Origin of the sequence: Pontibacillus yanchengensis Y32, assembly GCF_000770635.1 — a bacterium.
In the GTDB taxonomy this organism is placed as follows: domain Bacteria; phylum Bacillota; class Bacilli; order Bacillales; family BH030062; genus Pontibacillus; species Pontibacillus yanchengensis.
Map to the genome: position 1 here is coordinate 58748 of NZ_AVBF01000003.1, position 17859 is coordinate 76606.

Annotated in this window: 12 protein-coding genes; 1 reads left to right on the forward strand and 11 read right to left on the reverse strand. The window is 37.3% G+C overall.

Translation table 11 applies throughout. The annotated features are described in order from the left end of the window. Positions 1–333: 333 nt before the first annotated feature. From N782_RS01940 to N782_RS01990, 11 genes are all read right to left on the reverse strand, one after another. The gene (locus tag N782_RS01940) at positions 334–1743 is read right to left on the reverse strand and encodes a sensor histidine kinase (RefSeq protein ID WP_052111109.1); all 1410 of its coding nucleotides are present in this window, start codon (positions 1741–1743) and stop codon (positions 334–336) included. Beyond that, positions 1740–2444, reverse strand: a complete 705-nt coding sequence (locus N782_RS01945; RefSeq protein ID WP_036815586.1) for a response regulator transcription factor — start codon at positions 2442–2444, stop codon at positions 1740–1742. Before N782_RS01945 ends, N782_RS01940 begins: the two co-directional genes overlap by 4 nt. A 27-nt stretch (positions 2445–2471) precedes the next feature. Then, on the reverse strand, positions 2472–3422 hold the full coding sequence (locus N782_RS01950; RefSeq protein ID WP_036815587.1) for an ABC transporter permease: 951 nt from the start codon (positions 3420–3422) through the stop codon (positions 2472–2474). Continuing rightward, complete coding sequence (locus N782_RS01955) at positions 3423–4346, reverse strand: ABC transporter ATP-binding protein (RefSeq protein ID WP_036815588.1); 924 nt, start codon at positions 4344–4346, stop codon at positions 3423–3425. Positions 4347–4722: 376 nt separating this feature from the next. Further along, positions 4723–6390: an alpha-glucosidase gene (locus N782_RS01960; RefSeq protein WP_036815589.1), complete on the reverse strand. Its 1668-nt coding sequence runs from the start codon at positions 6388–6390 to the stop codon at positions 4723–4725. A gap of 1 nt (position 6391) precedes the next feature. Next, positions 6392–8668 carry a glycoside hydrolase family 31 protein gene (locus N782_RS01965; RefSeq protein WP_036815590.1) on the reverse strand — a complete coding sequence of 759 codons (2277 nt, stop codon included), beginning with the start codon at positions 8666–8668 and terminating at the stop codon, positions 6392–6394. Between the two features lies 1 nt (position 8669). Continuing rightward, positions 8670–12014: a glycoside hydrolase family 31 protein gene (locus N782_RS01970; protein ID WP_084102948.1), complete on the reverse strand. Its 3345-nt coding sequence runs from the start codon at positions 12012–12014 to the stop codon at positions 8670–8672. A 69-nt stretch (positions 12015–12083) separates the two neighbouring features. Then, complete coding sequence (locus tag N782_RS01975) at positions 12084–13364, reverse strand: ABC transporter substrate-binding protein (RefSeq protein ID WP_036815591.1); 1281 nt, start codon at positions 13362–13364, stop codon at positions 12084–12086. A gap of 26 nt (positions 13365–13390) precedes the next feature. Further along, positions 13391–14272, reverse strand: coding sequence for a carbohydrate ABC transporter permease (locus tag N782_RS01980; RefSeq protein ID WP_420805572.1), 882 nt, complete (start codon positions 14270–14272; stop codon positions 13391–13393). Between the two features lie 2 nt (positions 14273–14274). Then, positions 14275–15150 carry a carbohydrate ABC transporter permease gene (locus tag N782_RS01985; protein WP_036815592.1) on the reverse strand — a complete coding sequence of 292 codons (876 nt, stop codon included), beginning with the start codon at positions 15148–15150 and terminating at the stop codon, positions 14275–14277. Between the two features lie 20 nt (positions 15151–15170). Then, positions 15171–16388, reverse strand: coding sequence for an ROK family transcriptional regulator (locus N782_RS01990; protein ID WP_036815593.1), 1218 nt, complete (start codon positions 16386–16388; stop codon positions 15171–15173). Between the two features lie 355 nt (positions 16389–16743). On the opposite strand from N782_RS01990, the gene N782_RS01995 reads away from it, so the two are divergent. Continuing rightward, positions 16744–17826, forward strand: a complete 1083-nt coding sequence (locus N782_RS01995; RefSeq protein WP_036815594.1) for a branched-chain amino acid aminotransferase — start codon at positions 16744–16746, stop codon at positions 17824–17826. Positions 17827–17859 lie beyond the last annotated feature (33 nt).

Genomic DNA, 17859 nt, shown 5'->3' on the forward strand with positions numbered 1-17859 from the left:
TGGTTTATTGTATTTTTATTCACTTTATACTTTTATTTTATCATATTTATGTAGTCGAAAACTTATATTTGGCCGACTATTTCGATATTTTTGCGAAGCCAAATGGTTACTATTATTGAAAACATTCCCATATTCTAATGGTATCTTTATAGACTTGATAAGAACCTTCTCTTACTACCTGTACTAGTTCATCTAAACTAACAAGTACTTGTTCATGTTATCTACATTCAAGATTATTACGTTATTTTTACTTTAGAACATAAATAATATAAATCATGGAAAAAACAAAAGAGTACACAAAAACTTTTTACCTTTGCATACTCTTACCTCGTTTTATTCATAGATATTGGAATTGGACCCTTTCACATACAACGGAAGGGTAAAAATAAACGAACTCCCTTTACCTAGCTCACTTTCCACATGTATATCTCCTCCGTGAGCTTTGACAATATACTTTACAATGGACAGTCCCAATCCTGACCCACCACTGTAGGTAGAACGAGATTTTTCTCCACGGTAAAAGGATGTGAAGATATAAGGTATATCTTCATTTCTTATACCTTGTCCATTATCAGTAATAGTTATGGCTATAGTTCCTTCTAAATCATTAGTATGAACTTTAATATTGATTTGATCGCTTCCATACCGAACTGCATTATCGATTAGGTTACTCATAACCTGTTCAACACGGACCGGATCCAACAAGATACTCGTTGGCTTTTCCTCGACATTTGTGTAAGTCAATTCCACAGCTTGATTTCGAAGTTCAAATTGATGCTTTGTAATGAGCTTCTCAAAGTAAACCGAGGCATTCACGACTTCTTTCTCGATAGGAAGCTGATCAACTTCCATCTTAGAGAACTCGAATAAGTCTTCTATTAAATGGTCAAGATGCTCGGTTTTATTATGGATTACTTGAAGATAGCGCTGTTTCATTTCCTCATTTTGAACGATCCCATCACGTAGCCCTTCCACATATCCTTTTATCGAAGACAATGGTGTACGAAGGTCGTGGGAGATGCTGGCAATTAATTCCTTTCTTGAGTCTTCATATTGTTTCTGCTTCTTAAAGGAATCTTTCACATGCTGCCTCATAACGTTAAAACCTTCAATGAAACGGCCAATCTCATCTTTTCTTTTATACACAATAGGATAATCCAGGTTCCCTTCTCTCATTTCTTCTGTTGCCTGATAAATATGTTTTAAAGGGGTTAAAACAGTCCTAGATATATATGTCGTCCAAATAACAATCATTAAAATCAACGTCAGTAACCCCATACCTACACTGAGGAGAAGAATGTGTACAATATGAGTCATCCTTTGAAAGGGTGCATTTTGAGAAGAATTGGCCTGAATCGTAACGTCCCACATTATGCCTGTTTCTGGTTGGACTTGAATGGTAAACGTATTGAAGTTAGGGAGAAAACTATTCACCTCATCGACTTCTCTGTAGTTCTTTGAATCAAAAATTAATTCTCTATCTTCTGTATAAATGGTTACATTCATATCATACTGATCCAGAAGAGGTTTGATTTCATTGTAGAAAGCATTTCTATCAGGAAGTTCATCTTCCGTCATCCTTATTTCCTTTTTCACATCGGAAAAAAGCTGATCTAACTGGTCGTCTTCCCCATTAGATAGTTGATCAGCACCAAGGTATAAGGTCAAGATAGCTATAAGAATGGGAACAGTAATTGTAGAGAGAAATGCTAGGACAAGCCTTGTTTTTAAACTGGATTTCATAAGGAATCGTTGAATTTGTATCCAACGCCCCACACGGTTTGTATATACTGAGGTTTAGTCGAGTCCGCTTCAATTTTGTCTCTTATTTTACTCATATAAACCGTAACCGTGTTGATATCGCCATAATCGGTATAACCCCATACCTTCTCATACAGTTGTTCCTTGGAAAATACTTGACCCTTATGGGAAAGTAGTAAGTGAAGCAACTTAAATTCCGTTGCTGATACACTAACCCTTTCCTCATTTACATACAACTCATATCTTTTTACGTCCAATTTCAAGTTCCTATACTCGATGATGTGATCATATGTTTCCTCTTTGTTATTGGAAAAATGTTTATAACGACGTAGATGGGCTTTGATTCGAGCCACTAACTCCCCAGGGCTGAGCGGCTTTGACATATAATCATCTGCCCCGATACCAAGTCCTATTATTTTATCGGTATCACTCTTTTTCGCACTCATCATTAAGATAGGAATGTTCGATTCTTTTCGAATCCTTCTACACACTTCGATTCCGTCTATATTCGGTAGCATAATATCTAGTACAGCCATGATTGGTTTTTCTTTATAAAATTGAGCAATACCCTCTTCCCCGTCATAGGTAAGGATTGCTTCATAGCCTTCTACTTGAAGATAATCTCTGACTAGTTCACCAAGTTCCTTTTCATCTTCAACAATTAATATTTTTTCTTCGTTCATAACAGCCCGCCTTTATTCATTCTTACATTATGCGGCTACATCACGCTTTTTGAACACAAACCACGTTAATGAAGTAAACACTATAAAATAAACAATTAATACAGTAACAGAAAAAGTCATCGTCATCCCCTCAACCAGTGGAACACCATTCGTGTACTGCTGAAGGTTCGTATTCGCAAACAACACATATTTCACCCAATCATAAGTGCTTAACAATTGAATAAGTTGAGGTCCAGTAAATAATAAAAAGATAGAGATGCCAATCGCAAGAGAACTACTGCGAAATACAGTGGAAATCATAAAGGCTAACGTGACCATCATTAGAAGGTCAATACTATTGAACCCAAAAAGATTAATGATATGCATCACCATGCTCTTCTCTAGAACTTCTCCGTTATTGTATACCAGATATGGTTGATCTGCACCTCCAACTCCGAAGAATATGCTTCCTACAATGAATGAAAAACCAAATAATAATACCAAACTGAAAAAAGCAAATAAAATCGTCGAAATGTACTTCGATAAAATAATTTTAGTACGGCTTACCGGCCTGATTAATAATAGTTTAATGGTACCCCAGGAGAATTCACTGGCAACCATACCGCCAGCTACAACAATTGTAAATAATGCGATGAGTCCAGTAAAATTCGTTGCATCAATCATGAACCCCCAAAGGGACTTAGAATCAACAGGAGGAATATCATGTTCAATTCGATAGTTGTTAATCGCCACTTGTTTTTTTACGTACGTTTCACCTGCCCCCTTTAAGGGACTTGATTCTAACTGTTTTTGTAATTGAGTATTTTCTAATTGAAGTCTTTCTTTCCAGTTGGCATTATCATCTGATTCCATAATGAATGCGGAAAATACCCCAACCGCCAAAACTGCGAATACGACTAACCCAATCATCACCCATGTTCCTAATCGTTTATATAACTTCATATTTTCATTTTGGATTAATTTTAATAATTTCATCATCTAGTTTCCACCTCCCGTAATTTCGAGGAATTTCTCTTCTAATGTTGAATGGATGGTCGTAATTCCGTACACCTTCAGGTTATGTTTAACAAATAATTCATTCATTTCTGCAATCTCCTCATACGTAACAGACACATCAACAAAATCATTACCTTCCTTTACTATTACGGACCCGTAAGTGGAGTTCAGTAATTCCACTGCTTTATCCAACGGCGATACATAGAAACGAACTCCTTCCTTAGAAGAGGAGCCGACAAAGTCCCCAACGGTTTCCACACTGATTAACCTTCCATGCTGGATAATCCCGATACGGTCACACAACAATTGCATCTCAGCAAGAAGGTGACTGGAAACAAACACAGCCATGTTTTCCTCATGAGCAATTCTGCGGATATAATTTCGAATTTCACGAATACCTGCAGGATCCAATCCATTTGTTGGTTCATCCAGGATCAACAAGGAAGGAGAATGAAGTAATGCTTGCGCAAGTCCTAGTCTTTGCCTCATCCCTAAGGAATAACTCCCCACTTTGTTTTTAATCCTTTTTTCCAATCCCACCAACTTCACTACTTCTTGTATCCGGTCCTTTGTAATCTTTGTTGGAACCATTCTTGCATAGTGAATCAAATTGTCATACCCAGATAGAAATTTGTACATCTCAGGATTTTCAATAATCCCCCCAACATGAGCTATAGCTTTTTCGTAATTCTTTTTAATGCTATGATTGTGAATCAGAATTTCTCCTTCTGTTATATCCATTAATCCTACCATCATGCGAATCGTCGTTGTTTTCCCTGCTCCATTTGGCCCAAGAAAACCGAATACCTCACCAGGAAAAACTTGCAACGATATATCATCAATAATCGTGGTCTTTCCTATTCGTTTCTTTACATTTATTAATTCAGCGACTGGTGTCTTCTCCATCCCAATACCTCCCTTTCAACTAAGACCATTATGCCAAGGAATTCTTATCAACCACTTATAAAAATATTAAAAAAGTATTAATAACTATTATTCCGAAAGACTGTAGTGGCATACTTTTTCACAGTAAAGGTAAACTCAAAGCGCTAAAGTTAATCTTGTAATAACCAACAACTTTCTTTACTTTTAAAGAAAACTCGCCGAGTAGCAAGCCTTTGGTGCAGACAGAGGCCTAGTTGCACTCTTACTTTCATCCTTGAAAAGATTTAAACTTTCTAAAAGTGTAAAAAAGCCTGTAACCATTAATTTCTTAATGATTACAGACTTCTAATCCTCCATGCTTTAAAGAACTTATTGTTTTGTTATGGTTGTATAAATTTTAATGTTTAAAAACGGTCCCTTCATAAGGCGATAATGTTCCAGTTGCGGAACTTTTATTTTCATTGGTTATTAGAACACTAGCTCCACTTATTTCTTCAACAACCTCCTGAGCTAACTCAACCTCCTTCCCAGAAAAATTACACAACACAATAAGTGATTCCCCATCCCCTACACGTCGATAGGCAAAAACATTCGGATCATCTCTCATAAGTAATGCAAAGGATCCAGTCGTAATGACATCTAACTCTTTTCGTAGTTGGATAAGACGTTGATAAAAATAGAAAATAGAATCCTCATCCGCTAATGCAGCTTCAGCATTGATAGTTTCATAGTTACTATTTACCTGCAGCCATGGAGTTCCGTTCGTAAAACCTGCATTTTTCTCATTGCTCCATTGCATTGGAGTTCGGGCATTGTCCCGGCCCTTTGCATAAATAGCTTCCATAATCTCTTCATGTGACCAGCCTAGGTCTGATTTTTCCTTATACATGTTCAGCGTTTCGATATCTCGATAATCTTCTAGGTGATTAAGACGAATATTCGTCATGCCTAACTCTTCCCCTTGATAAATATAGGGGGTGCCTTGCATCATATGCAGACATATAGCTAACATTTTTGCAGACTTCTCTCGATAGGCTTCATCGTCACCAAATCTAGAAACAATTCTAGGCTGATCATGGTTGTTCCAATACAAGCTATTCCATCCTACGCCATGTAATGAGGTCTGCCATTTTTCGAAATTCTCTTTTAGGTCAACTAGATTGAGAGGTTTCAGGTTCCACTTATCTCCGTTTTTTTCGTCTAACCCCATATGTTCAAATGTGAAAATCATATCTAGTTCGTGATTGGCAGGATCCGTGTATTCGATAGCATTTTCTGGACTTGCTCCCGGCATCTCCCCAACTGTCATGATATCGTATTTTGACATAACCTCATTGTTCATTTCCTGCAAAAATTCGTGTATGCGTGGACCATTCACAAAATATGGACCTGGATCTCCGAATTTATCCCCTGGTTTTACTTCTCCATCCTTAAACTCCTGATCTTTTGAGATGAAATTGATTACATCCATACGAAATCCATCTATCCCTTTATCTAACCAAAATTTCATCATGTTATATACATCTTCTCTTAACTTGGGATTTTCCCAATTTAAATCAGGCTGCTTTTTTGCAAATAAATGAAGATAGTACTGCTCCGTTTGTTCATCATATTCCCATGCAGAACCACTAAATATCGAACCCCAATTTGTTGGAGGATCCCCGTTTTCTTTTCCATCTTTCCAAATATAATAGTCACGATAATCGTTTTCCTTACTACTCCTTGATTCAATAAACCATTGATGCTCATCAGAAGTATGGTTTACAACTAAGTCCATGACAAGTTTCATACCTCTGTTATGCAATTCTTTTAAAAGCAAATCCATATCTTCCATTGTTCCATATTGTTCAAAAATAGCTCGATAATCACGAATATCATAGCCATTATCTGCTTGAGGAGAGTCATAAACTGGCGAAAGCCACACAACATCAATTCCTAGTTCTTTTAAGTAATCAAGCTTTTCGATGATTCCTTGTATATCCCCTTTTCCATTCCCAGTAGTATCATTAAAACTAATAGGATAAATTTGATATACAATACTTTTTTTCCACCATTCATTTGCCATACTATTCACCCGCTTCACTTTTTCCTATTATTCCAACTTGTGATTTAACTATTGTATCAAGTAACCCTGACTTATCAACATGTATTTGTCCGTCTTTATGAACGGTTATCTTTGTTAAAGAATAGCTACCCTCTCGATAGTCGTATGATAGTTCATCATCTTCATACACCGCTCCTACCATCTCTTTATCACTAGAGTAGTAGACTAACCATTCTATATCTTGTTCTTCTTTTGTATGATTAACAAGTGACCCGAGAGGAAGTACTGTCCCCTCTTTAATATAGATGGGTAATGTATCTATGTCAGCAAAAACTAAGTGATAGGCTCCACCTTCTATCTTTTCTTCTGTCCAAAAGTCATACCAAACTCCTTCCGGAAAATAAACTGCACGATGCGTCTGACCAGGTCGAAGAATTGGCGCCAACATAATATTACTTCCTATCATCACTTGGTCACTACACTCAAACGTTTCGTAATCGCTAGGGTATTCCATTACTAGTGGTCGTACGATAGGAAGGCCTGTTTGCTCTGCTTCATAAAAAAGGGTGTACAAATATGGTATAAATCGGTAGCGTAATTGAATGTATTTTTTAACTGACATCATTGTTTCTTCACCGAATACCCATGGCTCCTGATAAATAGAATCCTGCACACTATGATTACGGAAGTAAGGTAAAAACGCTCCTAATTGGGTCCATCTAATTAACAATTCTGGTGTAGTGTCGGAAGAAAAACCCCCAACATCCGCCCCACAAAAAGCGACACCTGACATCCCTAGATTCATAGACATTGGCAATGACATTTCAAGGTGTTCCCAATGACTTCTGTTATCTCCAGTCCATACTGCAGAATAACGCTGCACCCCTGCATATCCAGCCCTTGTGAGAGAAAATGGTCTTGTATTAGGCATTAAAGCTTGTAATCCTTCAAACGTAGCTTTACTCATATAAATACCATATAAATTATGTCCTTCTTTATGGCTAATACGTTTTCCATCAAGATTGTGCATGACATCTAGATCCATCGTTTTCGTGTCATTGAATACAGAAGGTTCATTCATATCATTCCATATCCCTCGAATCCCTAACTGTGTGTAACATTCATGAAGAGACCCCCACCAGTTTTGAACATTTTCCTGAAAAAAGTCTGGAAAAGCGCTCGCGCCTGGCCATACTTCTCCGTGATAAACCTCTCCACTCAAATATTTACTAAAGTATCCTTTTAGCATCCCTTCTTTGTAAACCGAGTACTCAACATCTTGCTTCACCCCAGGGTCTACAATAGGAACAACATCTATACCTTTCTCCTTTAACTCGGAAACCATTTGTTCTACTCGAGGAAAACGGTCTTCATCAAAAGTGAATACACGATAACCATCCATATAATGAATATCTAGAAAAATGCAATCTAACGGAATGTCGTATTTCTTAAATAAAGCAACCACTTTCTCCACTTCATCTTGTGATCGATAACTGTATCGAGATTGGTGGTACCCTATCGACCATTTGGGAGGGAGAGGAGTTGTACCCGTGAGCTTTGTATAAAGTTGGAGCGTGTCTTTTATGTCTTCTCCTAACATAACATAGGTGTTTATCACTCCACCTTCTGCTCTTATGATCATTTTATCCGCATAACGTTGCATATCAAATTCAGTACGGTAAGAATTATCAAAGAATATACCCGTAGAAACTTGCTCTGGATCATGGATAATAGCAAAAGGGATACTTTGGTATAACTCCACTGTGTCTTTATTATGAGGAGCAAATACATCTGTGTTCCAGTTACTAATCTTTGAACCATTTTTGTTCAAAAAGCCACTCTTCTCACCTAGACCATACACTGGTGCATCAGGCGATTTATGAACGGTTAACATAACGTGTTTATCGGTAGTATAGGTAACACTTGGAGAGTCAGTGGCAAAAAGTAAATCGTTATTGTTTTCTACCCTAACAGAAAAAGGTGATTTACAAATGATTGCTTTACAGTTCTGGTAGACCAAGTGAATCTCAGTTTCCTTCTCTTCACACTGGACACCTGACAGAGGCTTATCTTTTACGACCGCAATCGTATTTGTTTCTGATACCTTTCCAAAAGGGTCTACTCCAAAACGAAGAACGTTCTCTTCAGTAAAATAGATGAAAAAGGATCCTTTCGATAGCTTTCCCCTTAATACGTTGCCGTCCCAAATGATCGATTGAACATCTCCTACAGAGTGGATAGTTTCTTGTTCTTTTCCTACATTAGAAGGTAATATCGCATAACTAGTATCATCTAACACTTTAATCCCTCCTAACTACACGGAATGATTTGTTATTTCCAATGACTTCAAACTGCAGGTCATCTAACTCTGTAGACGTTTCAATGACAATTTCACTATCATAAACCACTACGTTTATTTCAATCGTGTTCCCTAAATGATCTTCCATCTTTTCTGCAAAGGATGATTCACAATACACTTTACATAGAGGAACCTGGTACTGAGTTACAACATTGCCAACCGAACTTCCTAATTGTCTTGTTTCATCTACATTCATTAGGACAGCAGAATTCATTCGAACAAATACAGGTATTTCATCGATATTCGCTTTCGACCTTACAACCGTAGGACCCTGATGTACTACATTAGACCATAAATCCACCCATTTACCTTTTGGTAGATATACTTTCCTTGATATTGCTTGTTCTTCTATTATCGGTGCAACCAACATGGCATCACCAAACATATATTCATCATATAATCCATTCACTCTTCTATCTTCTGGGTACTCAAGCATCAAAGCTTTCATTAATGGAAAACCTGTTTTCGTAGCTTTTTTTGATTCATTGTAAATATAAGGAATGAGGTTCATTCTTACATTGGCAAAGAAACGGTAAACATCTATTACTTTATCTTCTCCTGTTCTCGCAGCTATGTTCCAAGGTGTACGATCTTGACTGAACTCTGCTTTACTTTCAGCATGATACTGCATAATCGGACAAAAGGCAGCCATGGAAGAGGAACGCATAAATAATTCTGCCGTAGGAATGTCCCCATTAAATCCTGCTAAATCCCATCCCCAAAACACGATTCCAGCGAGCCCAGCGTTAAGACCAGCTACTAGTGACCGCTTAAAAGCATCGAATGTGGAGCGTTCGTCTCCTGCCCAATGAGCCGGAAAGTTTTGTGCGCCCGTGTACCCAGCACGACTAAATGTAATGCCGTTATTTTGTTGGGCAAAATGATAATACGAGTCTATATAATCATTCGGGTATAGATTACGCATTTCACTTCCAGTTTTTCCATTGGCAAATTGAAGATTTTTACCGAAAACAAACTCTCCTCCATCTGTCTTAAATCCATCAACACCTAGATCAATTAAATACTGGCGTTTAGAGAACCACCATTTTCTACCCTCTTCATGACTGAAATCCATGATTAAGCTATTCGTAAACCAGTTTTCAGGGATTCTATAAGGGGAACCGTCTTCATTTTGTACAACATATCCTTTCTCCACCATGTATGCTTCATCTTGATCTTTAAGTGGGTGCTGTTGTTTATTTAAATATTTCTGTATCGGTATTTGCCATAAAATAAGCTTTAAGTCATCCTCATGAAGTTCTTCGACCACTTGCTTCGGATTAGGCCATCTCCCCCAAGAAGGAAACTTCATTTCCTCATAGTGATAGATATGTCCTGGCTCTTTCATGTCGTACATTGCATCATTGAACATATAATACGTTGCTTCATCGCTCCATTGCTCCAGCACAATCACAGTAGCAGGTATCTTGTGCTGTTTCGTTGCTTCAACCTCTTGTTTTACTATAGATTGTCTATCCCAGTTATTACTAGACATCCATGGTCCTAATGCCCATGCTGGCACCATAGCAGGTTTTCCAGTCATATTCGTATATGCTTCTAATTGTTCCTTATACGTGCCAAAATAAAATTGAATTTCAGTATTCTTCTCCTTAGAATGTTGTTCAAATACCATCGTGCATTTATCTTTTAACTCAGAAGCCAAGTCAAACTTTGTATAAGAAGCTGTATTGATATAACAACCATAGCCACTATTCGTCATATAAAAAGGTATTGGAATATATGTCCTTGTACCTTGATCTCGATATTGATTATACACATAACAATCAATAACATTTCCCCGTTGTTCTATTGCATTATACCGCTCCCCGAAGCCATAATATTGCTCCTCCGAAGGGCTCTCCCAGTGTATGTTCCATTCTCTTACTACACCATTTACGTCCGTTTTCCATTCAATAGGAGGATACAGTGGGTGGGAGGTTAATAGTTTCTTTTCGCCTTTGTAAAGAGAAAGAAAGGGATTATTCGCTTCCACCTCTAGTTTATATTCCCCTGAGACTAGTGTCGTAGTTGAATGTTGATGGTTTTCTCTCAATTGTTGCTCTCCATGCTGCTGAAAGTTCAAACTCACCCCTTCATCTCTAAGAGATATATGTAAGGTCTGGTTACTGCTAAGAGCGAGCTTGACTTCGTTTTTATTAGCTTCGATGATTTCAAATTGTTGGAGACTTTCTTTCTTCCAAGTCATTAACTCGTAATAGTGCGACTGAAGCTGTTTACCATTCTCAAGGTTCGCATAAAAATAATAGGTGTATGTTTCATGGCTTGGTAAAGGGGATACATTACTTTGATAAATAACAGTATCTTGAACATTTTTCGCTTTTAAAGAGATTTCTTTATCCCAGGTTTTTGACTTATTTTCCATCACTAGTCCAACGTCCAGAACATCTATATCGCTTGTAACTTCACATGCAAAATAAATGCTATCTTCTAAAGTTGGATAATGCGGAAACCGTTCTGTAACTTGTGATTCGTACACATTCTCATTACCTAACGGATCGTGAATGATTTTTTCCTGTACGTTTTCTTCTGAAGCATAGAAATCAAAAATCCCCATTATTACTTCCGCAAGTTTATCTTCTTGCTTATGTTGCTTAACATAATGAGCATAGCGGAATGCCTTTTCTCTATCTGACTTCTCCAAGTAATAAAGTGCTATCATGGCTGTAGCGGTTGATGAAACATGAGTAGCTCCTCGAAATGGAAGTACTCCATTTTCTTCTTCCAAATGAAGAACCATCTGTTGTGTAGCCTCTACCATAATCAAGTCTTCAGGCGAGAATAATCCATACGGCATAACAGCTAACGTTTGTTCAACAGAAATCGTTCTACTATTAACACCGTTTAATGCTGTGCCACGTGATAATAGATGGTTGAAGATAAAATCACGTACGGCTGTCATCGTTTTCTGAACTACAGCTTCTCCTCTAACATGCTTTGTTTCTTGCAATGCAGCATAGGTCATAGCTAAATTGGCTAAATATATATCCTTATTTAATTGCTCCCAAATACTTTTTTGTTCTTTCTCCCATTCCTTCGTTAAATAAGATACATATGGCTTATAGTTGATCGTATTTAACCGTTGATTGTTTGGTGTAAGCCCTACTTGTTTCTGCAAAACCCAAAGCCATGTCGCAATAGTGTATAATTCATCTTTCTCTATATTGGGTTGCAAATGTAGTAAAGATGCCTCTACTGCCTCGTATTCTCCTTTTAATTGAAGGAGATACGTTTGAAGCAGTGCTGTATATTTTGAATTAGCCTCCATTATGATCATCCTTTCAAGAAAAAGGATATATGTGCTGTACAAAGCACATATATCCTTCTTCATATAGGTTTACTCACTTAAAATATCTTCATATTCAGACTGCAATGTTTTTAATACGTCTTCTGTTGTTTTGTCACCATTTAGTGCTTTTTCAAATTCTTGATTTGTTATATCACTAATCTTACTCCAATTATCGACTGCAGGAGGTAAAACAAGTGTATCCAAAGCATTAAATACTGCCTGACGATTCTCTGGAGGAGTCTGTTCTAAATAAGGCTGTAAAATATCTTCATTCGTTATTGCAGGCAGTTCCCAAGAATTCTCCACTCGTAGTTTAGCAACTTCCTCACTAGCACTCATAAATGCAGCAAATTTATATGCTGCCTCTTTTTTATCTGTGTCTGCAGAAACAGCTAAACCATTAGCAAAGAAGTGGTGTGCTTTTTGGGTATTTCCTGCTTCAAGCGCTACATCCCACTCAAAAGATGCATCCTTAAAGGCATCAAACATCCAAATACCTGTATGAACAATTCCTAATTGACCATTTAAAAATAAATCTGCTGGTTGTTGTCCAGACATTTCACCCGGAGATGGAGATACACCCGATTCGGTTACTTTGTCGACCATATAATTTAACGCTTCTAAGTTTGCCTCATTATCAACAGCAGGGTTTCCACCTTTATCAAATAGGTTTCCACCGTTTTGAGCGGCAATTTTAAAGTATTCATTCATTGTTACAGGTGCATAAGTTCCCCACACATTATTCTCTTCGTCGGTAATTTTCTCAGCGGCGGCTAATTCATCTTCCCATGTCCAATCTTCAGTTGGATAGTCCACACCAGCTTTATCAAATAAATCTTTATTATAGAAAGTTAAAACGTTCGAGAAGCTCTCCACCATACCATATTGCTTGCCTTCAAACTGATAAGCTTTGAATGCTTCTTGATTTAACTGTTCAGGATCAAAATTTTCATCTTCTTCAATTAGCGAAGTCAAATCAGCTAATGTACCTTTTGATGCATATTGCACGAAATTCTCATAATTCAGTTCAAACACATCCGGCGCATTTCCACCAGCTATTCGCGTTTGAAGCTTAGTGAAATAATCCTGATAAGCAGTTAATTCTGTATTCACTTTAATATTAGGGTTTTCTTCTTCAAATGCAGCTACAATATCAGATAATACGTCTTCATAGTTTGGAGTTGCAGAGAAACTATAATAGGTAATTTCGGTTTGACTATCTCCGCCATCAGCACTATTTTCTTCCCCACCACTTTCAGAAGAAGTACAACCTACTAAGCCAATAACACCTACAACAAGCAACACCAATAAAGACCACCATTTTTTCATGTGATTTCTCCCCTTTAAAATAGTATTTATTCTTTCATTCCGCTCATCGTCATCCCTTGAATAAAGTATTTTTGAGCGAAAAGATAGACAATTAAAATAGGTAATACACTAATCACAACCCCAGACATCATCAATCCCCAGTCTGTTGCCCATCTACCCTGTAATAGGGAAAGTCCAAGAGGTAATGTGGCTAACTTTTCATTACTAACGACAATTAATGGCCATAAGAAGTTATTCCAAGATTGCATAAAGGTAAAAATCCCTAACGTTGCAAGCATTGGTTTAATGAGAGGCAAGCAAACCTTATAAAAAACTTGAAAATGATTAGCACCATCCATAAATGCTGCCTCTTCTAGCTCACGAGGAATACCTAACATGGCCTGACGCATTAAAAAAGTTCCAAACACTGCAAACATGGTAGGTATAATTAGACCAGGGTAGGAATCTAGCCAGCCAAATTGTTTTATTAAGATAAACTGTGGAATCATGGTGACTTGAGTAGGGACCATCATAGTAGCTAGATAGAGTAAAAATAATTTATCCCGTCCTTTAAAATGCATTCTTGCAAAAGCGTAAGCAGCCATAGAACTAAAAATCATCTGCCCTATCGTCGTAAGTACCGCTACTACTATGGAGTTCCATAAAAATCTCATCATAGGAAATTGTTGTGTGACTTTTTCATAGTTATTGGTAGTAGGTTCGCTTGGAATAAACTCTGGTGGCAATACCATTGTGGCTCCATTTGGCTTCAATGAAGTTGAGATCATCCACAGGAAAGGAACCAACATTATGGAAGCGCCTACAATTAACAGTAAATAGAATAGGATTCTTTTTAGTATAGGGCGTTTTTGTTCCTTCTTTTGATTCGAGCGATATGCCATTTGTTCACTTGGAGTCTGCGCTTCCATGACTAATTCGCCCCCTTATCCTGAAATTTCATTTGAATCCATGTAAATAAGAATATAACCAAAAATAATACCCAACTCATCGCAGAAGCATAACCCATCTCAAAATAGCGAAACGCATGGTTATATATGTTCTGAACCATAACGATGGTTGATCCTCCAGGACCTCCACCAGTCATGATCATGACTTGGTCAAATACTTGAAAAGAGTTAATTAATGAGATAATCGTTACAAAAAATGTGGTAGGTGCTAAAAGTGGTATCGTAATATTCCATAGCTGTCGAAGTTTACTAGCGCCATCAATAGATGCTGCTTCGTAATAAGTAGGAGATATGTTTTGTAATCCTCCCAAAAATAGAACCATTACAAATCCAATATCTTTCCATGCACTTGCTAATATTATTCCAATCATCGCTGTATTGGGATCATTTAACCATTCAGGACCACTTATACCAATTACGGATAACAAGTAGTTAATGAGTCCATACTCTGGGTTGTATAACCATTTCCACACTAGGGAGACAGCGACCCAACTAGTTATAACAGGTAGGAAAAATGTAGCTCGGAAGAATGCACGAAATTTCATTTTTTGATTTAACAACAAGGCACAGGCAAGCCCGAAAATAAGTACTAAAGGTAAATATCCAACTATAAACAGAATGGTATTGCGAAATGATACCCAAAACTCTGGGTCTTGAACTAATCTAATGTAATTTTCGATACCATTAAAAGACATAGAACCAAGTAAATCCCAATCTGTAAAACTAATTACCAACGAGGATACAATGGGGACACCAATAAATGTTAGAAACCCTAGTAAGTTTGGTAAGAGGAATACACATAGCCAAAAGAACGTTTTCTTCTTCGTCATACTTACCACTTCGTACACCCCCTTCTCTTTTACAATCCTGCTTTAATAGGTTCATAGATAGGTTCTTGAAAAATTTGATTGATTGCAAGTAATGCCCCACCAGTGAACCAAGCATCATCGTTGAGACCAGAAAACACAAGCTCCGTTTTAATATCCACCTTCTCAAAGAAGTTATCATTAGCGATAAGGTTTACTTCATGATTAAATAGATGGCTATACTTCACACCTTCTCCTACAATGATAATTTTATCTGGATTAAAGGTATTGATAAGATTGCGTAGTCCGTAGCCTAAGTAGGATCCCATTTCTTTCATTAGATTCATTGCAAACTCGTTTCCTTCTTCAGCAGCTCTTGCTACTTCTGAAAAATGAAAGTCTGTTAGCTTGCTAGAAGAATAGCTAGATACTTGATCTTCTGCTTTATTTTTAAAGTAAAATTCGGATGCGTACATTTCCAAACACCCATTTTGGCCACAGTGACAAGGATATCCATTTGGTACAAGCGTGGTATGACCAAACTCTCCAGCACCACCTACAGATCCATAATAAATTTTTCGATCGATGACCACTGATAATCCAACTCCGGCTCCAATCGATACGACCAAAAAGTTTTGGCTTGATTTGCCTTCTCCTTTTTCTAATTCTGCTAATGTATATCCGTTAATATTGTTATCTACGAATACCTGAACTTCAGGAAATGATTCTTTTACCATTCTTGTGATGGGAACATTCTCCCACCCAAGCATAGAAGATCTTATAATGGTTCCATCATGTCTGTTTACCAGCCCAGAAGACAGGATACCTATACCTAATAGAAAAGATAAATCTTTCTTTTCTTGTGTAAAGATCTGGTGAATTTCGGATTCAATCATATCAGTAACATTTTCTGGCGAATCTTTTTTGGAAAATAAAGCATACCTTTTGCATAGTATTTCACCTTCCATATTTGTAAGCGCTGTCAAAATTTGCTCTTCTTCAATTTTCACACTAATAATGTAACCATGGTCCTTGTTAAATCTTAGTAACTTCGCCTTTCTTCCACCTGTAGAGGTAGCCTCTCCTACTTCGTAAATTAACCTTTGCGTCTTCAATTCCTCGATAATATAAGACAGAGTAGAAACACCCAAATCACATTGTTTCGCTATTTCTGATCTACTTACAGGCTGTTGATGTCTAATAATGTTCAACACTTTAAACCGATTAATTTCTTTAATAAGTTCTTTACTACCAGTTCTTAACGCCCGCATTTCATCCACTCCTAATTACTCCATTAACTTACTTTTTTCACTGAACGAATTAAGTATGGTTTTAATATACATCAGGAATGATGAAATTACAATTATTTTTTTGAAAATTCTCACGTATTTTAATATCTAATAATAAGACTTTAACCACTAAACTTTAATCACTACCTTATTAATAGATATTTTGATTGACCTATCACTTTTCAAGGTAAATCTATAAACTATGAAAACCTGCCCCTACTTCTCTCCAAACCATTGTATTTCTCCACCATCTCTACTATAATAACTAAACATTTAAAAATCAGAAAAATTATGAGAAGCTTTTTAAATACCAAACATTCACAAAAGAGGTGCTGTCATGAGTCAACATATATCATTCGTGCAAAGAGAAGAATTAAAGAACAAACCTTCCTCCGACGCTTTAGGGTTTGGTGTTCATTACACTGATCACATGTTCGTGATGGATTATGAGGAAGAACAAGGATGGCATGATCCGAGAATTATTCCGTATGGCCCTCTTACGATGGACCCAGCAGCTATGGTGTTTCACTATGGACAAGCTATATTCGAGGGCTTGAAGGCGTACACGACACCAGATGGTACGGTTCAACTATTTCGTCCAGATCGAAATATGAAGCGATTTAACCAATCCTGCGAACGTCTTCACATTCCTACAATTGATGAAGACTTCTTGTTGAATGCAATCCAACAGTTGCTTTTGAAGGAAAAAGATTGGATTCCGACCGAAGAGGGAACCTCCTTATACATTCGTCCTTATGTATTTGCGACAGAGCCATTTATTGGAGTTCGTCCATCTAAACAATATAAATTACTTGTGATTCTTTCACCTGTAGGATCTTATTATGGGGACCAACTTAGCCCTGTACCTATCTATGTTGAGGAAAAATATATCCGAGCTTCCGTTGGAGGAGTTGGCGAAGTAAAAACAGCAGGTAACTATGCAGCTAGTATGAAAGCCCAGAAAGAAGCTGAAGCAAAAGGCTACTCGCAAATTCTCTGGCTTGATTCGAAAGAAAATAAATATGTAGAAGAAGTGGGTAGTATGAACATCTTCTTTAAGATTAACGGAGAAGTCGTAACTCCAGAATTAAGTGGAAGTATTCTAAATGGAGTGACACGAAATTCCGTTATCGAGCTACTCAACTATTGGGGCATACCGGTTCGGGAAGAGAAAATTTCAATCCAAGAAATTTTTGATGCTCATGCACGTGGAGAATTAGAAGAAGTATTCGGTGCTGGTACTGCCGTTGTTATTTCCCCAGTCGGAGAATTAACATGGAAAGACCAAACGATTCAGGTAAATGATAAAAACATCGGTCCATTATCCCAACGCCTTTATGACACCATTACAGGAATTCAATTTGGCAAGACAGAAGATGAATTCAACTGGACTGTACAAGTGGATGAAGTGAGAGTGTAATAATCCGTTATAACGTTATAAAAAGAGCTCCCT